Source organism: Streptomyces sp. NPDC001744 (assembly GCF_042892575.1).
Lineage (GTDB): Bacteria > Actinomycetota > Actinomycetes > Streptomycetales > Streptomycetaceae > Streptomyces.
The window spans coordinates 56053-74433 of the sequence record NZ_JBIAUG010000019.1 but is presented as its reverse complement, the minus strand read 5'-3'; the positions used below and the strand labels follow the sequence as shown (position 1 = coordinate 74433).

Annotated in this window: 19 protein-coding genes; 7 read left to right on the top strand and 12 right to left on the bottom strand. The window is 74.2% G+C overall.

The genetic code is table 11. From position 1 onward, the window contains the following. Positions 1 to 8 precede the first annotated feature (8 nt). The 3 genes from ACFYZY_RS22180 to ACFYZY_RS22170 form a co-directional block, all read right to left on the bottom strand. Positions 9 to 2108 (bottom strand): FG-GAP repeat domain-containing protein, encoded by a 2100-nt coding sequence (locus ACFYZY_RS22180; RefSeq protein WP_388696783.1) that lies wholly within the window; start codon positions 2106 to 2108, stop codon positions 9 to 11. Between the two features lie 362 nt (positions 2109 to 2470). After that, positions 2471 to 3613 carry a cytochrome P450 gene (locus tag ACFYZY_RS22175; RefSeq protein WP_388696781.1) on the bottom strand — a complete coding sequence of 381 codons (1143 nt, stop codon included), beginning with the start codon at positions 3611 to 3613 and terminating at the stop codon, positions 2471 to 2473. 148 nt (positions 3614 to 3761) lie between these two features. Beyond that, positions 3762 to 4310 (bottom strand): FHA domain-containing protein, encoded by a 549-nt coding sequence (locus tag ACFYZY_RS22170; RefSeq protein ID WP_388696778.1) that lies wholly within the window; start codon positions 4308 to 4310, stop codon positions 3762 to 3764. 218 nt (positions 4311 to 4528) lie between these two features. Here ACFYZY_RS22170 and ACFYZY_RS22165 point away from each other — a divergent pair, with 218 nt between their 5' ends. Both ACFYZY_RS22165 and treZ read left to right on the top strand, forming a co-directional pair. After that, a complete protein-coding gene (locus ACFYZY_RS22165) occupies positions 4529 to 5479 on the top strand; it encodes a GNAT family N-acetyltransferase (RefSeq protein ID WP_388696967.1) in 951 nt (316 codons plus the stop codon). Between the two features lie 69 nt (positions 5480 to 5548). Then, a complete protein-coding gene (treZ, locus tag ACFYZY_RS22160) occupies positions 5549 to 7300 on the top strand; it encodes a malto-oligosyltrehalose trehalohydrolase (protein ID WP_388696776.1) in 1752 nt (583 codons plus the stop codon). A gap of 23 nt (positions 7301 to 7323) precedes the next feature. On the opposite strand, the gene ACFYZY_RS22155 is transcribed toward treZ, so the two are convergent. The 4 genes from ACFYZY_RS22155 to ACFYZY_RS22140 all read right to left on the bottom strand — a co-directional run bounded on the left by ACFYZY_RS22155 (position 7324) and on the right by ACFYZY_RS22140 (position 10436). Then, the gene (locus ACFYZY_RS22155; protein WP_388696773.1) at positions 7324 to 8283 is read right to left on the bottom strand and encodes a hypothetical protein; all 960 of its coding nucleotides are present in this window, start codon (positions 8281 to 8283) and stop codon (positions 7324 to 7326) included. A 198-nt stretch (positions 8284 to 8481) separates the two neighbouring features. Further along, positions 8482 to 9006 carry a tetratricopeptide repeat protein gene (locus tag ACFYZY_RS22150; RefSeq protein WP_388696770.1) on the bottom strand — a complete coding sequence of 175 codons (525 nt, stop codon included), beginning with the start codon at positions 9004 to 9006 and terminating at the stop codon, positions 8482 to 8484. Positions 9007 to 9101: 95 nt separating this feature from the next. Then, on the bottom strand, positions 9102 to 9779 hold the full coding sequence (locus ACFYZY_RS22145) for a GNAT family N-acetyltransferase (RefSeq protein WP_388696768.1): 678 nt from the start codon (positions 9777 to 9779) through the stop codon (positions 9102 to 9104). Between the two features lie 183 nt (positions 9780 to 9962). Then, a complete protein-coding gene (locus ACFYZY_RS22140; protein ID WP_388696964.1) occupies positions 9963 to 10436 on the bottom strand; it encodes a GNAT family N-acetyltransferase in 474 nt (157 codons plus the stop codon). A gap of 163 nt (positions 10437 to 10599) precedes the next feature. Between ACFYZY_RS22140 and ACFYZY_RS22135 the strand changes: the two genes are divergently transcribed. Continuing rightward, the gene (locus ACFYZY_RS22135) at positions 10600 to 11124 is read left to right on the top strand and encodes a GNAT family N-acetyltransferase (protein ID WP_388696765.1); all 525 of its coding nucleotides are present in this window, start codon (positions 10600 to 10602) and stop codon (positions 11122 to 11124) included. Positions 11125 to 11188: 64 nt separating this feature from the next. Next, on the top strand, positions 11189 to 11734 hold the full coding sequence (locus ACFYZY_RS22130; RefSeq protein ID WP_388696762.1) for a GNAT family N-acetyltransferase: 546 nt from the start codon (positions 11189 to 11191) through the stop codon (positions 11732 to 11734). A gap of 38 nt (positions 11735 to 11772) precedes the next feature. On the opposite strand, the gene ACFYZY_RS22125 is transcribed toward ACFYZY_RS22130, so the two are convergent. Then, positions 11773 to 12420 (bottom strand): nucleoside/nucleotide kinase family protein, encoded by a 648-nt coding sequence (locus tag ACFYZY_RS22125; protein ID WP_388696760.1) that lies wholly within the window; start codon positions 12418 to 12420, stop codon positions 11773 to 11775. A gap of 67 nt (positions 12421 to 12487) precedes the next feature. Here ACFYZY_RS22125 and ACFYZY_RS22120 point away from each other — a divergent pair, with 67 nt between their 5' ends. Then, complete coding sequence (locus ACFYZY_RS22120) at positions 12488 to 12904, top strand: VOC family protein (protein ID WP_388696757.1); 417 nt, start codon at positions 12488 to 12490, stop codon at positions 12902 to 12904. 72 nt (positions 12905 to 12976) lie between these two features. Here ACFYZY_RS22120 and ACFYZY_RS22115 read toward each other — a convergent pair whose 3' ends face one another. Then, positions 12977 to 13315 carry a hypothetical protein gene (locus ACFYZY_RS22115; protein WP_388696755.1) on the bottom strand — a complete coding sequence of 113 codons (339 nt, stop codon included), beginning with the start codon at positions 13313 to 13315 and terminating at the stop codon, positions 12977 to 12979. Further along, positions 13312 to 13809, bottom strand: coding sequence for a DUF6232 family protein (locus tag ACFYZY_RS22110; protein WP_388696752.1), 498 nt, complete (start codon positions 13807 to 13809; stop codon positions 13312 to 13314). Before ACFYZY_RS22110 ends, ACFYZY_RS22115 begins: the two co-directional genes overlap by 4 nt. Positions 13810 to 14588: 779 nt before the next feature. Here ACFYZY_RS22110 and fusA point away from each other — a divergent pair. Beyond that, entirely contained in the window at positions 14589 to 16610 is a 2022-nt protein-coding gene (fusA, locus tag ACFYZY_RS22105) for an elongation factor G (protein ID WP_388696749.1), read from the top strand. Positions 16611 to 16678: 68 nt separating this feature from the next. On the opposite strand, the gene ACFYZY_RS22100 is transcribed toward fusA, so the two are convergent. Next, on the bottom strand, positions 16679 to 17137 hold the full coding sequence (locus ACFYZY_RS22100) for a hypothetical protein (RefSeq protein WP_388696746.1): 459 nt from the start codon (positions 17135 to 17137) through the stop codon (positions 16679 to 16681). 63 nt (positions 17138 to 17200) lie between these two features. Further along, a complete protein-coding gene (locus ACFYZY_RS22095; protein ID WP_388696744.1) occupies positions 17201 to 17716 on the bottom strand; it encodes an ATP-binding protein in 516 nt (171 codons plus the stop codon). 150 nt (positions 17717 to 17866) lie between these two features. Between ACFYZY_RS22095 and ACFYZY_RS22090 the strand changes: the two genes are divergently transcribed. Further along, on the top strand, positions 17867 to 18381 hold a 515-nt coding region (locus ACFYZY_RS22090; RefSeq protein WP_388696742.1), incomplete at its 3' end, for a Scr1 family TA system antitoxin-like transcriptional regulator.

Genomic DNA, 18381 nt, shown 5'->3' with positions numbered 1-18381 from the left:
GTGCCGCATCAGAAATGCCAGTCGCGCGACGGGAGGAAGCCGCCCGTGCCGGCACCCGGGTAGAGCTTGAACGTGCCGATGCCGGTCGCCCTGTCACCGGGAGCGGTCTCCTGGACGAGGAGGTCGTTCACGCCGTCGCCGCTCAGGTCGCCGACCCCGATGAACGAGTCGAACACGTACCATCCGCCACCGAGGTCCTGGGGCAGGTCGTGCCCCCCGGCGCCGTTGCCGTCGTACCGGTAGAGGTGGCTGTTGGTGGCGTGTACCGCGAGGAGGTCCGGGATGCCGTCGGTCTTCAGGTCTCCCGTCCCGACGATCCGGCTGTAGATGCCCCAGCCGCCGCCGAGGGCCACGCGCGGTGCGTACCCGCCGTTCCCGTTGCCCGCGTACCGGTACAGCGTGCCGTCGTTGTGGACGGCGAAGAGGTCCGGCACCCCGTCGGAGGTCACGTCCCCGGCGCTGGTCAGGAGACGGATGGTGTCCCAGCCGCCGCCCAGGATCTGCGGCGGGGCGAGGCCACCGGCCCCGTCGCCGTCGTAACGTCGCAGCTGCTTGTTGTTGTCGACGGCGAGCAGGTCGGGACGGCCGTCGGCGTTGAGGTCGCCGGCGCCGACCAGCTTGGTCATGACGTCCCAGCCGCCGCCGATGAGGTGGGGCTCGCCGTAACCGCCCTTGCCATCGCCGTCGTACCGCCACAGCTTGCCCGCGCGGTCCACGGCGAACAGGTCGCGCTTTCCGTCGTTCCCGGTGTCGCCTCCGGCGTCCGTGATCAGCCGCAGCGGTCCGGGGAACTGCGGCCATCCGACGCGCTCCACGACGCGCTGGGTGCTTTCGTTACTGACCCACAGGTGGTCGCGGGCGGCATCGTAGGCGATGCTCTCGATGTGCTTGGAAACACGCTTCCACAACTGGACGGGTTGTCCCGGCAGAGCACGGTAGATGCAGCTGTTCATCACCGCTCCGCCGGGTTGGTACTCCGGGCAGGTGGCGGGGATGAGGTAGGTCCCGTTGTGGGAGACGACGCCCTGTGCACCCAGGATCGGCGAGCTGAGCACCGTGCCGGGTTTCGCCACCGGCAGTCCGGCGGCGTTCACTCCGGCGTGCTCCAGCAGCCCGGTCTCCTGGTCGAGGGCCCAGCGGGCGATCGTGCCGCCGTACCCCACGGGGACGTTGTTGTCCTGCGTCCGGGACACGAGTTCGACGCTGACGAGGGCGGGCTTCCCGTCGCTCAGGTCGAGGGAGGCACCGACGTGGCAGGGGCGGTCGGTGGGGTTCCCGCGCCACGTCCCGCACTGGGCCTTGTCCGGGTCCTCCGAACCGTCGTACTTGGTGGGATCGTGGTACTTGCCGACGAGCGGCAGGACGTAGGTGTGGCCCTCCGCGCCGAAGACCCCGTCCGCGCCCCGGCCCGTGTACGTCTTCGACGGATCGACCTCCCAGAACCTGTTGAGGTCGAACACCCAGTAGCCTTCGCCGTTGCCCACGTACAGCCGGTTCTTGTACCAGACGGCCGCGTCCGCGTGGGTCTTCAGCCGCTGGAACGTGCCGTTCTGGGTGGGCTCGACCAGCATCACGCGGTTGTAGGTGATGCTGGAACGGTCGGTGGCGTTCGCGATGGTCAGGCGCGAGGCCTGGTCCGCCGCCCCGTTCTCCTTCTTGTACCAGGACGCGATGACGATCTCGCGGCCGTCGACCGGGGCGTAGGGAGTGGTGTTGCTGGTGATGCCCTGCGGCATCCACTCCGTGGTGGCCGTGTCCTCCGCGTTCCAGCAGAAGCCCTCGGAGGTCGCGAGGATCTCGTCACCCGGATCGGTGAAACAGGATTGACGGCCCTTCAGTTCCGCGGCAGCGAGAACCTTGTCGATGCCGCGTGGTTTCAGGGCAACGGAGTTGGCTTCCTGGAGCGCGTCCGCGCGAGAGGTGAGATCCGAGTATTCGAGCCGGGCCTGGGAGCCGGGCACGGTGGTGAGCGGCCCGGCGACGGTCGAGCCGGATGCGACCGGCCAGACCGCGGCGGCGGCCTGCGGCGCGGCCACGGTCGACTGCGCTGCCGCGACGGCGAGGAGTCCCGCCAGCGCGATGCCCGCGCGGCGCAGATATGTCTTCATGTGAAGTCCGTCAGAAGGGACGGACAAGGGAACCGTCGCGGTCCGGCGTCGGACGTGCGTCAGGAACGCACGGAGTCCACGGTTCGGCTAATATCCCTTGCCCCCGGTACCGATCCCGGCCCCCGGCCCATCGAACCGATGATTCGTCCGACCGTATGCAGATGCATTGACCTCGTCAAGATCCGGCCGTCACGCAAGGAGACGTATTCCCCGGAGAGGTACGCCGTCTGTGCGGAATCCGCTTTCCGCACGCCGCCTTGGGGCGCAGACCTGCCGCGTCGCTTCGAACGACCGTCGTGCGCTGCCCGAAAAGTTCCGCCTCCTCGATTTCCTCCGGAGAACGGTCTGTTCTCCGGAGCCGGCTATCCCCCGGGACGGACGATCAGCGTGCGCGGTGCCCGGGTGATCAGGCCCGCCGGGGTGGGACGGAAGCCGTCGGCGAGGCGCAGTCGGGGCATGGCCGTGAAGAGGGCGCGCAGGGCCTGCTCGGCCTCGATGCCGGCGAGGAGGACGGCCGGGCAGAAACCGGGACCGTAGGTGAGCTGGCCGGGGTCGTCGCGGAGCGGGTCGAAGCGGTCGGGCTCCCGGAAGCGTTCCGGGTCCCGGCCGGCCGAGCCGATGAGCAGCGCGACGGACGCGCCCGCCGGAATCGTCCCTCCGCTCACCGGGACCTCGGCCGCGGCGCGGCGCACCGCGATCTGCACGGGCGGGTCGCGGCGCAGCGACTCGGCCCAGGCCCGGGCCACGAGCCCGGTGGGGGCGTCGCGGAGGGCGGCGACCTGGTCGGGGTCGGAGAGGACGTTGCCGAGGAAGGAGGCGAGCGCCTTCTCCCGTACGGCGATCTGGCCGCCGCACTCCCCGGCGAGGGCCCCGGCCGCCCGGCCGCGCACGAGCCGCATCATGTCCCGGTAGGGCATGCCGACGGCGGCGGCGACGGTGCCGGCGGGCAGCCAGTGGCAGAAGTCGGCGACCAGGTCGGCCTGCGGCCGCCCGGCGATCCGGCGGGCGAGGAGGTGGGCGGTGCGTTCGGTGACGGACCTCAGCGCGGCGATGTCGACGTCCACGTGGGCGCGGGCGCAGGGCGGGTCGCCGGGCCGGTGCCCGTGGGTGAGGCGGCTGTCGGTGAGGGCCGTGGCGACGTCCGCGTACCGGCTGAGGACCCAGGCGCGCAGCAGCGGGTCGTAGGTGAGCGGGAACTCCTCGCGCAGCGTCCGGTGGATGCCGTGCGGGTCGCGCGAGGCACCGGGGTCGAGGGGGCTCGGCGCGACGGTCCGCCCGCCGGGGCCGGGACCCGCGCCCGTGATCGGGTCGGGCACGGCGCGGACGCGGCCGGGCAGGGGCGCGGCGCTCCGCGCGGGGCCGGTGCGGCCCGCCGTTCCGGGGCCCTCCTCCCCCGGGCGCGCCGCCGAGGGGGTCGCCGGGCTCATGGACGGCAGCCGGGTCCAGGGGTCCCCCGGCGTCGCCGGCCGGCCACCGCGTACGTCCCGCTTCGGTTCGTCGGTCATCGCGTCCCCTGTCGGTCGGCGGTGGGTGCCGCGGCCGGAGGTCGTGGCGCGCGTCCGTCCAGCTCATCACCGACCGGACCGCGCCGCCCGTCGCGTACCGCCGTACGGGTGAACCCTTCCGGCCTCCCGGAGGGTCCCGCGGCCCGCCTCAGTCGTGCGACAGCCGGAACGTCACCTGTCCGAACCCGACCACGTCGCCGGGCCGCACCACCACCGCGCCGGTGACCCGCCGGCCGTTGACGGTGGTGCCGTTCGTCGAGCCGAGGTCGCGCAGGACCCACATCCCGCCCTGGAGGGAGAGTTCGGCGTGCAGCCGGGAGGCCGTCTCGTGGCTGAGCCGCAGCCCGTTGACCGGGTCGCGGCCGATCCGCAGCGGGTACGGGCCGGGACGGGGCAGCAGCAGCTTCGGCAACCGCTCCGCCTGCCAGGCGCGTCCGAGCCTGGCCGTGAACGCGGACATCCGCTCCACCGCGCCCACCACCCGCCGGGACCAGGTGCCCTCGGTCCTCAGGTCCGCGGTGAGCAGGTCGAGTTCGTCCGGCCGCCGGGCGCGGAGCGCGCGTTCCATCCGGAAGAGGAAGGTGTCGTGCGAGAGGCGGCCCTGGGCGGCGCCCTCACGGAGCAGCACCAGCGCGCGGTCCCGCTCGGCGTCGGTCAGCCGGGGGGAGTTCGCCGGAAGCTCGAAAGGGGTCGTCACACCCGCGATTGTCCGTCCGCCGGACCCGGCGTGTCCAGAAGGGCCACCGGTCCCGTAACTCCGTACCGCTCCCGCGACATCGTTGTTACGGTCTGCCGTCCCCGCACCATGATCCCGGGGAGTCCCACGACGTGACCACGTCCCCCTCCGCCCCGTCCCCGTCGGTTCCGTCCGCCCCGCCCGCCCCGCACGGAACCGGCACCGGCACCGGTCTCGTCGTGCGTCCGCTCTCCGGACCGGAGGAGCTGGACCTCTTCCTCCGTCTCACCTACTCGCTCGACCACGAGCTGGCCGACGACCTCGCCGCCGGCCGCCGCCTCCCGGAGTGGATGTGGATGGCCCTGGACGGCGACCGGCTCCTGGGCCGGATCGCCTGGTGGACCCACGCGGCGGGCGCCGGGCCGCAGGCGCTCGACTTCTTCGACCTGGCCCCGGAACTGTCCGGCGGGGAGCGTGCCGACGTCGGCCTGCGGCTCCTGGAGACCGCGACGGCCGCGGTCGTCCCGGCGGGCACGCGGCGCCCCGAGTTCAGCCGGTTCCTGCCGGCGGACTGGCGCGAGCTCCCGGAGACCCGTGCCCTGCTGGAGCCGGTCTTCGGCGTCCTGGAGCGGTCGGGCGCCCGCCCGCTGGTGGAACGGCTGCGCCTGGAGTGGCGGCCCGGCGCTCCCGTGCCGGAGCCGACGGGGCGTCTGGAGTTCCGGCCCCTGCGGGACCGCGAGGACCTGGTGGCCCTGATGACACCGGTCCTGGAGGGCACCCTCGACGCGCACGGGCGGGCCGACCTGGCGTCCGGCCTCCCGGCGCGGGAGGCGGCGGAGCGGCACTACGACGAGGAGTTCGCGCACTACTCCTCGCCCCGCGCGTGGTGGCGGGTGGCCGAGCTGCCGGGGACCGGCGAGCCGGTCGGTTTCGTCGTCCCGGCCCGGAACAACTACCACCACACGATCGCGTACATCGGTGTGCTGCCCGTCCACCGGGGGCACGGGTACGTCGACGACGTCCTGGCGGAGGGGACCCGGGTCCTGGCCGCCGCCGGCGCGCCCCGGATCCGGGCGGCCACGGACCTGGGGAACGCGCCGATGGCGGCGGCCTTCGCCCGCGCGGGACACGTCACGCTCGAGCGCGCCGTCAACCACGTGTGGGACGCGCCGGGCGTGCCGGGGTCCTGACTGCCAGGATGGTCGCGGTAGTCATCCGTTGACCCGCCGAGCGGCCGGTCCGACGACGAGGGGATTCCCGTGCTCTTCGAGGTGTGGGCGCCGAACGCCCGTGACCGGGTGGTGCTGGAGCTGAACGGCACCGACCACCCCCTGGAGAGGGACGCCGGGCGGGACGGCTGGTGGACGGGCGTGGTGCCCGCCGGGGACGGCGACCGGTACGGCTTCTCCGTGGACGGCGGGCCCGTGCTGCCCGACCCCCGGTCGCGCCGGCTGCCGGACGGCCCGGACGGCCGGAGCGCGGTCGTGGACCACTCCGCGTACGCCTGGCGGAACGAGTCCCCGGCGCTGCGGCTGCGGAGCGCGGTCCTCTACGAGCTGCACGTCGGCACCTTCACCCCGGAGGGCACCCTCGACGCGGCGGCCGGGCGCCTGGGCGAGCTGGCGGACCTCGGCATCACCCATGTGGAGCTGATGCCGCTGTGCCCCTTCCCCGGGGTGCGGGGCTGGGGGTACGACGGGGTGGCGCCGTGGGCGGTGCACGAGCCGTACGGGGGTCCCGGGGCGCTGAAGCGCTTCGTGGACGCGGCGCACGGGCTCGGCATGGGCGTGGTCCTCGACGTGGTCCACAACCACCTGGGCCCCTCCGGCAACTACCTGCCCGCCTTCGGGCCCTACTTCACGGACGCCCACCACACGCCGTGGGGGGCGGCGGTGAACCTGGACGCACCCGGTTCGGACGAGGTGCGGGCGTACTTCCTGGGCAGCGCGCTCGCCTGGCTGCGGGACTACCGGATCGACGGGCTGCGCCTGGACGCGGTGCACGCGCTCGCGGACACCCGGGCCCTGACCTTCCTGGAGGAGCTGTCGGCGGCCGTGGACGAGCTGGCGCGGGAGCAGGGCCGCCAGCACTTCCTGATCGCCGAGTCCGACCTCGCCGACCCGCGCACGACGACCCCGCGCGCGCTCGGCGGGCTCGGCGTCCACGCCCAGTGGAACGACGACTTCCACCACGCGCTGCACACCGCCCTGACCGGCGAGTCCCAGGGCTACTACGCCGACTTCGCGCGGGCCCCGATGGCGGCGCTCGCCAAGACGCTCACCCGCGTCTTCTTCCACGACGGCACGTACTCCGCGTTCCGGGGCCGCCGCCACGGACGTCCGGTGGACCGGGAGCGCACCCCCGCGCACCGTTTCCTCGGGTACGCGCAGACGCACGACCAGATCGGCAACCGGGCCGTCGGCGACCGCCTTTCGGCCACGCTCTCCCCCGGGCTGCTCGCCTGCGCGGCGGCCCTCGTCCTGACCGGCCCCTCGGTGCCGATGCTCTTCATGGGCGAGGAGTGGGGGGCGGGGACGCCCTGGCAGTACTTCACCGACCACACCGATCCGGAGCTGGCGGAGGCCGTGCGACGGGGCCGGCGGCGGGAGTTCGCGGAGCACGGCTGGGCCGAGGAGGAGATCCCCGACCCCCAGGACCCGGCCACCCGGGACCGTTCGGTCCTCGACCGGACCGAACGCGAGCGGGACCCGCACCGGCGGCTGCTCGCCTGGCACCGCGAGCTGATCGCGCTCCGCCGCACCCTGCCCGACCTGACGGACCCGGACCTGGCGGGCGTGCGGACCGCCTTCGACGAGGAGGCCCGCTGGCTGGTCTTCCGGCGCGGGGTCCTGCGGGTGGCGGTGAACCTGGGCAAGGAGCCGGCGGTGATCCCGCTCGGTTCCAACGGGCGCGACCGGGTCCTGCTGTCCTGGGAGCCGGTCGATCCGCCGGGGGCGGACGGGGTCCTGACCCTGCCCGCCGAGTCGGCGGTCGTCCTCGCGGACGGCTGACGCGCGCCCGCCCGGCCGGTGTGTCAGCGCCGGTCGGGGCCCTGCGCGATGAGGTGTTCCAGGAGTTCCTGGAAGTCGTCACCGACGACGATCCGCAGGTCTCCGCGCTCCTCGTCGTACTCGCTGAGCTGGGTGAGGGTGCCGCCGCGCCACCAGAAGACGTACGGGCTGATGGCGCCCGGCGCGTCCTCGTACCCGGTGGCGGCGAAGGAGGCCATCGCGCCGAGGGCCGGGACGATCGTGGTGTCCCGGATGGGGTGGAAGGCGAGCTGGTGCCGGAAGGGGAGGGCGACCAGGGCGCCGTGCTCACCGAGCGGGAGGCCGGTGACGCGGCGGGCGACCCCGTCGAGGTCGAGGACGCGGCTCGCGGTGTAGAAGGAGTCGCCGAAGACGACCTCGAAGCACATGCCGTCGGCGTCGCGGACCGTCTCGTGCCCCTCGACGGGCAGTCCGCGCAGGTTGCGCAGGGCCCGGTCGCGCAGGTGCGCGCGGTCGCCGAGCCGGTCGAGGGCGTCGTCGGTGAGCGTCATGACGCTCTCGGGCAGGTCGAGGGCGAGGACCTCGTAGAGGCCGGGGGCGACGGTCCTGGCGTAGCCGAAGGAACCGGCGTCGATGCCGTCGCCGCTGACGATCCGGGGGTAGAGCTGGGCGCGGATCTGTTCGGGCGGGAGGGTTTCGAGTGCGGAGGGGCCGTCCATGGTCCGGACGACCAGCTCGACGTGGCGGCGGATCAGGCCGGGCCAGGCACGGGGGCCGCGCCGGTCCTGGTGGCAGATGGCGGCGAGGTTGGCGAGCCACAGGCGGCGCCCCCGGTCGTCCGTGACGTGGTCCGCGTAGACGGTGACCTCCAGGCCGAGTTCGGCGAAGGTCTCCCGGACCCGGCGGCGGAAGAGGGCGGCCTCGTCCCGGGAGAAGTACGCGAACACGGGGTCCCTCGGCGCGTCGTCGCCGTCCCTCCTGGACCCCCTTCGCAGCCAGTCCACGCCCGTCCGCCTTCCGTCGCCGTTGGGCCCAGGGTAGCGACTGCGGGTGTCGGGCTCCGGGCCGTCGGGTGAACTCGGCCGCCGGGCGGGCGGGTTCGCCGTACGGACCGGCCTGCGGCTCTTCGTGCGGCCTTCCGTGCGGCCCGTCGCGCCGTCCGGCCGCCCGTACGGGCCGCACCGCCGGTACGGGCCGGGCGGTCAGGCGCCGTCGGGGGCGGTGAGGAGCGCGCGGGCGTAGTGGTCGAGGGAGCGGTTGTAGCGGGGCAGCAGGGGCGCGAGGGCGCCCAGGGCGAGGGAGGCGGCCTCCCGCTCGCGGCCGGTGTCGGCGAGCGCGAGGGCGAGGAAGGCGTCGACGGCTCCGCCGAGGGCCCGCTCGTCGGCGTCGAGCCGGTCGGCGGGGACGTCCCGTTCGGCGGTGAGGAGTTCGACGCTCCGGTCGGGGCGGCCGAGGTTGCGCAGGCTGCTGGCGAGCTGGATCACGGCCCGGCGGCGGCGCGGGCCGGTGAGTCCGAGGTCGAGGGCGCGCCGGTAGAGCGCGACGGCCTCCTCGGGCAGCCCGGTGGAGTCGTGGGCGGCGCCCCGCTCGAAGAGCGCGACGGCGTCACCGGCGGGCCGCTCGGCGGCGAGCGCGTCCATGCGGGCGCGGAAGTCGGCGGGTCGGTGGTCGTCCAGGCGGTCCCAGAGCGCGGCGACCCGGCGCTCCCAGTCGTGGTCGTCCGTCATGGCGCCACCCTACCCATCCCCGTCCATGGGCCTTTCCGGCGAACGGCGCGGCGGTGCCTCGGGGCGTGCCCGGCGTGCGACGGACCCGCCGGGGGTTACGGGCGCGCGTCGCCGGCCGGATCGTGGGAGACCGGCCGGTGGTGCCGGGCCGGAGGACCCGCCGGTTCCGGCGGCGGGGACAGGTCGAGCGTCATGTCGAGCGAGGAGGAACCGTCCGCCTCCGTGAAGGGGCCCACGCGCCGGAAGCCGTTCTTCTCGTAGTAGCGGACGGCACGGAGGTTGTCGGCGCGGACACCGCCCCACAGGATGATCCTCGTCCTGCCGAGCAGTCGCGCGACCTCCGCGACGAACGGGAGGACGAGCGTTCCGACGCCCCGGTCCTGGTGGTCGTCGGCCAGGGTGATGCCGAAGCGGCAGTCGGTCGCCCCGGTGAGGCGGATGCCCGCGTCCCGGTAGCGCGCGGTGTCCGCCGGGGTCATGTCGAGACCGAATTCGAGGAGGCCGACGATCCTGCCGGCCGGTACGTCCTCGAGCACCAGTCTGAGTTTGTCGTAGCGCGCGATCGCGGCGCACAGCTCGCCGGCGGTCGCGAGGCCGTACCCGTCGAACGTGCTGAACCGTCTCGTTCCGGGGGACAGGGCCCCGAGGAATCCGGCCAGGCGCTCCGTGTCGGCGTGTACGAGGGGGCGGAGGACGACGACCGGTCCGTCGCGGGTCTCCAGACGGCGGGACAGGCGCTCGGGGTTCCCGGCGATGTCCGTCAGCGTGAGCATCCCGTTGTCCTTTCCCTTCGTCGGTGCGCTCTTTCCGGCCCGGCGTTCCGGTGTCCGGTCGCGGGGTTCCGCCGCTCGGCCCGGTGTTCCGCGCGCCCGGCCCCCTCCGCGTCGCCGGTCCGGCCGGCAGCCCGGCTCCCGGCCCCCGGGCGGGGGCGGTGGCCAGCCCGGAGCAACGACGCCCTACGACAGGTCCTTGCGCATGAGGGTGCACATCGTCTCGTGACGGCGCAGCGTTCCGTCCGGGGCCTGTTCGTCCCACGCGTCCGGCCGGCGGTCGTAGGCGCGGTACCCCAGCCTCTCGTAGAGGGCGCGGGCACGTGGGTTGTCGTCCTCCACGCCCAGCTCCGCCCGGCGCAGCCCCCGGTCCCTGATGCGCTCTTCTGCCGCCCCGACGAGAACGGTGCCCACGCCGCAGGACCGCAGCGCGGGGTGGACGGCGAGCTGCCAGAGGGTGCCCGCGCCGGGCTCGGCCCGGTAGTCGACGCCGCCCTTGGCGATCGGGACGCCGGCGCGGGCGCAGACCGCCAGGTAGTCGACCTCGCCGTGCCGCCTGCGTTCCAACTGCTGCGCGACGACGGCGAGATGGTGGGCGGAACCCGCCCACCCGCACGACGCCAGGTCGGCGTGCACCAGATCGCGCACGGTCAGCTCCATGGTGATCTCTCTCACCCGTGACACCTCCGGCCCGTCAGCATCCTCTTCCGTCCCGAACCGGCGCAACGCGGTTTTCCCCGCTCCGCGCCGTCTTCTCGACGGGCCGCCCCCGCGCTGGAACGATGAGCAGGACGGGACACGCGTACGAAGGAACCGGTACCCCATGGAGGACACGCCGACGGGCGGCATCGCGGGCGGGACGACCTCGCTCGTTCCCGCCGCGGAGGAGCGCCTGCCGCTGCTCGCCGGGTGGTTCGCCGACCCCGAGTTCGTCCGCGGCTGGGGCGGGCGGCCGCTCACCCGCGAGGAAGTGGCGGCCAAGTACACCGGGAGACGGCGTCCCGCGGTGGTGTCGCTGCTGGTCCTCGTGGGCGTCGAGCCCGTGGGTTACGCCCAGTACGTCCCTGCCGGGCCGCGCGAAGGCGGCATCGACATGGTGCTCCTGCCCCGCGTCCGGGGCCGGGGCCACGGCCCCGACGCCGCCCGCGCCCTCGTCCAACACCTCCGTGCCGTCGTGGGCTGGGACCGTGTGACCGTCGATCCCGAGGCGTCCGACCGCCGTGCCGTCAGGGCGTGGAGCAAGGCGGGCTTCCGCCCGGTCGGGACACGGGGAAGCCGGCTGCTGATGGAGTGCGGGCCCGCGCACGACGACCCGCCACGAGCGGCCCCGGCGGACGCGTCCCCCTGAAGGAGGGCCGAGCCCTTTCCCTTTTCGATTGCGCGACGGGCGCCGAAGCGTGGAGGGTCGTCACATGCGCGATCCGCAACCGGTCGACGGCGATCTCGTCCTGTCGCCCCTGACTCCGGACGACGTCCACGCCCACCTGGCGGGCGAGGACGACCTCCTGGCGCACTGGCTGAACGGCGGGCCGGGCACTCGGGCCGGCGCCGAGGAGTACATCCGCCACTGCATGGAACAGTGGGCGACCCGGGGGCCGTTGCGCGCCTTCGGAATCCGCGTCGGCGCGGAGCGGGTCCTCGCGGGGACGGTCGATCTCCGGTTCGGGGCGCCCGGTCTCGCCGCCGGGCAGGTGAACGTCGCCTACGGGCTCTACCCCGCCTGGCGCGGCCGGGGCCTGGCGACCCGCGCGGTCCTCCTGGCCTGCCGGTACGCGGCGGGCGAAGGCGCGGACCAGGCGGTGATCCAGGTGGATCCGGAGAACACGGGCTCGGCGGCGGTCGCCCACCGGGCGGGCTTCACCCGCGTCGGACGGGCCCGGGACGGGAACGGCGACCGGTTCGACCGGTACGTCCGCGACCTGTCCGCCCCGGACCGCGCGGGCGCCCCCCGCCCATAGCCCCGCACGGCCCTCGGCCGGGCCTGCCGCGTCGCGGGTCAGCGCATCCGGTCCACCGCCACCACGAGGTCCGCCCGGTCCCGGCCCCGGGCGACCAGCCGGGCGTTGGCCTCGTCGGAGACGCGGACCCACTCCTCGGCGCGGACCGGGTCCTTGCCGAAGCGGACGTGCCGCTCGACGAGCCGGGGGACGCGGAGCCGGTCGTCCAGGTCGAGGTACCAGACCTCGTCCAGGAGGGGCCGGACCCGGGCCCAGGCGCCCTCGTCGTGCAGGAGGTAGTTGCCCTCGGTGACGACGAGCGGGACGGCGGGGCCGACCGGGACCGATCCGGCGACCGGTTCCTCCAGGGAGCGGTCGAAGGCGGGGGCGTAGACCGTGGTGCCGGGTTCGGGGGCGCGCAGCCGGGCGAGGAGCGCGGCGTACCCGGCGGCGTCGAAGGTGTCGGGGGCTCCCTTCCGGTCCGTCCGGCCGAGGCGTTCCAGTTCGGCCCGCGCCAGGTGGAAGCCGTCCATGGGGACGAGGGCGGCGAGGCCGCCGAGGCGGTCGACGAGCCGGGCGGCGAGCGTGGACTTCCCGGCGCCGGGCGGTCCCGCGAGTCCCAGGACCCGGCGACTCGCCCCACCGTCCCCCGCCTCCGCGAGGGACCGCGCGCGGGTGACGAGGTCCTCGAATTGTTGCGTGCGCATGTCGGACATTCTTCCGGAGGGTGTGCCGGTTGACGCGGGTAGATTCCTGCGTATTACGTTGGGCTCCATGCCGTCCATCGCACTCGTCACCCTCGTCGTCCGCGCCTACGACGAGGCCATCGCCTTCTACACCGACGCCCTCGGGTTCGACCTCGTCGAGGACACCGACCGGGGCGACGGCACCCGCTGGGTGGTCGTCCGCCCCCGGGGCGCGGCCGGGGTCGGCGGCCTCGGGAACGCGGGCCTGCTCCTCGCCCGCGCCAAGAACGAGGCCGAGGAGGCCGCGATCGGCAACCAGACCGGCGGCCGGGTCGGCTTCTTCCTCCACACCGAGGACTTCGCCCGCGACCACGCCCGCATGACGGCGGCCGGCGTGAAGTTCCTGGAGGAGCCCCGCCACGAGCCGTACGGCTCGGTCGCCGTCTTCGAGGACCTGTACGGCAACCGGTGGGACCTGCTCCAGCCGGCGGACGCGGCCGCGTAGGCCCCGGGGCGCCCCGGCCGCGCCCGGTGGCCCCGGGGGCCGGTGGACCCGGGCCCGGGCCCGGACGGTCCCCTACCCCAGCAGCTGGAGGAGCCGGCTCACCGCTTCCACGACGGGCTGGCCCAGCGCGCCCACGGCGGCGGCGATCTGGGTCGCGGCGGAGACCAGGACGAGGGCGCGCTCGCGCAGGGCGGCCCGGTCGGCGGTCGGTTCGGGCAGGGCCCTTTCGACCGTCCGCTCCTGGTCCGGGGTGAGGTGCGGGCGCAGTTCCTGGAGGAGCCGGGCGAGGTCGGCGACGGCGGCGCGGAGCGCCTCGTCCCCGGCACCGTCGCCGCCGTAGACGATCCCCCAGTTGTGGTGCCCGCCGTTCATGTTGACCACGTTGCCGTAGTTGTTCGTCGTGTCGCTCACAGGCTGATCCCCCTGTTGTTGCGGCCCCCGTTCATGTTGACCACCGGGCCGTAGTTGTTCGTGTTGCTGAACTGCTGCACGACCGCGGTGAACTCGGCCTCCGGGTGCTCGATCGCGTACACGATCCGTCCGGCGATCTCCCGCAGGTCGTCCATGCTCGGCAGGGTCACGACCGCCGTGGACCCGCCGGCCGACTCCACGGCCAGCGCCGGCTTCGCCTGCTCGAACAGCGCCTTGAGCAGGAAGAAGACCGGCACGATCAGGAAGACGGCGAGCAGAGGCCCGTTGACCGCCTCGTTCCCGGCGTTGATCAGACCGTGCGCCACGAAGGCGGCGACGCCCCACCCCAGGAAGTGGAAGAAGGCCGAGGCCCGGTTGGGCTTGATCTTGTAGGGCTCGACCCGGGTGATGCTGGACAGCGGAATGGCCGCCGCGCCCACCCACAGGATCCGGCGGCTCACCCTGAGGACCAGGTTCCCTTCCCTGGTCGGCACCGGAGGCAGCGTCAGGGACGCCGGTCGGGAAGCCGGCGGGGGCGGAGGCGGTGCCGTCCGGGGTGCCGATCCGGACGGCACCGACTCGGACGGTGCCGCCTCGGACGGTGCCGACTCGGCCCGTACCGACTCGGACGGCACCGATCCAGAAGGCACCGACTCGGGCGCCGTCGACTCGGACGGCGCCGGTTCGGGCGGCGCCGGTTCGGGCGGCACCGATCCGGACCGTACCGATTCGGACGGTGTCGGCTCAGGCGGTGTCGGTTCGGTCGGCGGCTCCGCCGCGACTCCTGTGGAAACCATTCTTCCCCCCGTGTTCTCGTCTCTCCCACCCGCACACCGCGGGAGCACCATTAAGCGCCGGGGAGCACGGACGAGGCAGTAAAGAAATAGCCAACTCGCGTGAGTGGCTTGTTCGTTGCTCTTCCCGTCACACGAGGTGGCCACGCCTCTGGGAGCGGAAAACCGCTGTCGCGCCGCGCGCCCGGCTCCCTACACTCACGTCCCGGCGCACCGCCCGACGCGGTGACCGCCCACCGCCGTCCGTCCGTCCGAGGGGAGAAGGCCGTGCGCAGCCACGCCGCCGCCGTCGTCGCCTTCTCCTCCTCCCGTGCCCGGTACGACGTGATCCTCGCCTCTCCGGCCGAGCGGTGGCGGCTGCGCGCCCGCCATCGCCGCCCGTGACGACCCCGTACGCCCCCTGACGCACCGTCGGCGGGTCCGTCGTCCGGGAATCGCGCTGCCCGTTCCACCACCGCAGCGGCGAAAGGCACGAGACCGTGCGCACTCCCGAGATCACCGCCGTCCGCAACCTCGGCATCCTGGCCCACGTCGACGCGGGCAAGACCACCGTCACCGAACGGATCCTGTACCTGACCGGCGCCGTCCACCGGCGGGGCGAGGTCCACGACGGCACCACCGTCACCGACTTCGACCCGCAGGAGCGGGACCGGGGCATCACCATCTTCGCGGCGGCCGTGAGCTGCGACTGGGCCGGCCACCGGCTCCATCTGATCGACACGCCCGGCCACGTCGACTTCTCCGACGAGGTCGAGCGCTCGCTGCGCGTCCTCGACGGCGCGGTGGCGGTCTTCGACGCCGTCGCGGGCGTGGAGCCGCAGAGCGAGACGGTGTGGCGGCAGGCGGACCGGCACGGCGTCCCGCGCCTCGCCTTCGTCAACAAGATGGACCGGGCGGGCGCGGACCTCGACGCCGCCGTGGAGTCGATCCGTACGCGCCTCGGCGCCGTACCGCTCCCCGTCCAGCTCCCGGTCGGGCGCGAGGACGGCTTCAGGGGCGTCGTGGACCTGGTCCGGATGCGGGCGTACGTGTGGACCGACGGGGCCGACGCGTACGCCGAGCGGCCGGTTCCGGACGACCTCCGGGAGGAGGCCCTGCGCCGCAGACGACGTCTGGAGGAGGCGGTGGCGGAGCTGCATCCGGGGGCCCTGGAGGAGTACTGCGCGCACGGGGAACTCTCCGGGGAGACGCTGCGGGGCGCGCTCCGCCACCTCACCCTCGGCGGGGAGGCCGTGGTCGTGCTGTGCGGCTCGGCCTACCGCGACCGGGGCGTCGAACCCCTGCTCGACGCCGTCGTCGCGTACCTCCCGGCCCCCTCGGACGTGCCGCCCGTGCGCGGCGGGACTCCGGCGGACCCGGCGGCGCCGTTCACCGCGCTCGCGTTCAAGGTGAGCGCCACGGCCACCGGCCGCATGACGTACGTCCGCGTCTACGCGGGCACGGTCCGGAAGGGGGACACCGTGCTCGACGCGACAGGCGGGCGCACCGAGCGGATCGGCCGCGTCCTGCGCGTGCGGGCGGACCGGACGACGGAGGTGGAGTCGGCGCGCGCCGGGGACATCGTGGCCCTCGTCGGCCCGAAGTCCGTCCGCGCCGGGGCGACGCTGTGCGACCCGGCCGCGCCGGTCGTCCTCGAACCGCCGGTGTCCGCCGACCCGGTGGTCTCGGTGGCCGTGGAGGCCCGCCGGAGCACGGACACCGGCCGCCTGACGGAGGCCCTCGCCCGCCTGGCGGAGGAGGACCCGTCGCTCGTGGTGCGGTCCGACCCGGAGACGGGCCAGACCGTCCTGTCGGGCCTGGGCGAACTGCACCTGGAGGTCGCGGTGGAGAGGCTGCGGCGCGACCGGGGCCTGGAGGTCGCGGCCGGGCGCCCGCAGGTGGCGTACCGGGAGACGGTGGCGAAGGGCGTCACCGGTCTGCTGTACCGCCACGTCAAACAGGACGGCGGCGCGGGCCAGTTCGCCCATGTCGTCATCGACGTCGAACCGCTGGAGGGAGGGGAGGAGTTCGCGTTCCGCTCCACCGTCACGGGCGGCCGCGTCCCCCAGGAGTACGTCCGCGCGGTCGAGGCCGGCTGCCGGGACGCCCTCCTGGAGGGCCCCCTCGGCGGCCACCCGGTGACGGGCGTCCGGGTCACGCTCACGGACGGCGCCACGCATCCGAAGGACTCCTCGGAGTTGGCGTTCCGCGCGGCGGGACGCTTCGCGCTCCGCGAGGCGCTGCGGGCGAGCGCGATGACGCTCCTGGAGCCGGTGGCCGACGTGACGGTCACCGTCCCCGCCGAGTCCGTCGGCGCCGTCCTCGGTGACCTCGCGGCCCGCCGGGGCCGGGTCACGGACCGGACGGACCGGGGCGGTACGGCGGTGGTGGAGGCGACGGTGCCGCTGGCCGAGCTGTTCGGCTACGCGTCCCGCCTGCGCGGGCGCACCCGGGGCCGGGGCACCTTCACGACCCGCCCGGCGGGGTACGCCCCGGCGCCGGGCCGCACGTCCGGCGGGTAACGGGGGAACGCCCGCGTACCGGCGCGGGCGGTGACGTCCGGGCCACGGTCACTCCGTGGCCCGGACGCTCACTCCGCGAGCCGCCGTCGCCGCCACAGCAGGAACGCCGACCAGGCGGCGAGGAACGCGAAGACCAGGGCCGCGGCACCCGACGCCACGGTGAACACCATCGCCCCGCCGCCCCCGGTGTCCTGCGCGCGGGCGACCGTCCGGGGGGCGTCCGCCCGGTACCGGACGTCCACGCCGTCGCCGGCCCGGACCTTGCCGCTGCTCCCCACCGGCAGCTCCGCCACCACGGTCCGCCCCTCGGCCTCGAACCGGACCAGGCAGCCGCCCGTCATGCAGGGGCCGTTCGTCCGCATCGTCGCCCGGACCGTCCGGCCGTCGTCGAGGGAGCGGAGGTGCTGGGCCGCCGGATACAGCACCAGACCCGACAGCGCCCCGAGGAGCAGGGCGAGGACCAGCGAGAACCAGAGGCTCGCGCGCGCTCCCAGGGTCCCCCTGACCTCGTTCGACACGGCTGTCATCCGCTCCGCCCCCTTCGGTCGTGTCCTGTCCGGTGATCACGGTAGGGGCGCGGTCCGGCGGTTTCACGGGCCGGTTCCGGCACTCCGGTCACGGTCCGGCTGCCCGGCGTCGGCAAGGAGGCCCCGCTCCCCGGCGCGGAGGGACCCGAGGTCCAGCTCGGCCCGTACGGTCTTCCCGACCGGTACGCGGTCGAGCACCGACCAGCGCGACGCCAGCGCCTCCACCAGGAGCAGGCCGCGCCCGCCCTCGGCGTCGGGACCCTCCGGGACGGCGAGGGCCGGCCGCCGTTCGCCCCGGGTGTCGGAGACGTCGATCCGGAGCAGCCGGCCGGGCGTGTACGCGAGCGCCAGCTCGCAGTCGCGCCCCGGCACCCGGCCGTGCGTCACGGCGTTGGCGGCGAGTTCGGCGACGAGGAGCGCGGCGGTCTCGGAGGTCCCGGAGCCGTACGGGACGCCCCAGCGGTCGAGCTGGAGCACGGCGAGGCGGCGGGCGAGCCGGGCGCCGCGCGGGGTGGAGCTGAAACGCTGCGCGAACGCACGTACGGTGACGGGCAGTTCGCGGGTCACGGGGGAGGTCATGGGGCCAATGTGGCGTCGCGCGGGGAGGGTTGCCAGCTCAGAAACCCGTACGCTGCGACAGCGTACGGGTTCACACTCTGGACGGTACCGGTCACTGCACGTGATCATGAGGGCGTTCAGTACGAGTGCACGGGTGCGGGAGGTGGCCGGGTGACGGACGGGTTTCCGGAGGACGCGACGGACGGCGCAGGCAGGGCTCCGAAAGGGAGCGAGCCGGAAGTGTCGGAAAGTCTGAAGGCATTCGGGGAAGTTCTCAAGGTCCTGCGCAAACGGGCAGGCCTCACGCAGGAGCAGTTCGCACCGCTGGTGGGGTACTCAGTGCCGATGGCCGCCTCGATCGAACAGGGACGGCGCCTGCCGTCGAAGACGTTCGTGGACCGCTCGGAGGAGGTGTTGGACGCGTTCGGGGTCGTGCGGGCGGCGGCCAAGCACCTGACGCGCAAGGCGGGGCTGGCGCGGTGGTTCGAGAAGTGGGCAGAACTGGAAGCCCTGGCGGTGACGCTCTACACCTTCGAGAGCCGGTTCGTCCCCGGCCTGCTCCAGACGTCCGCGTACGCCCGGACGCTCTCCGAGGAACAGATCCCGGCGATGGGTGACGACCAGATCGAGTCCCATCTGACGGCCCGCATGGAGCGGACGAAGATCCTCACGGAGCGTCCTCACAC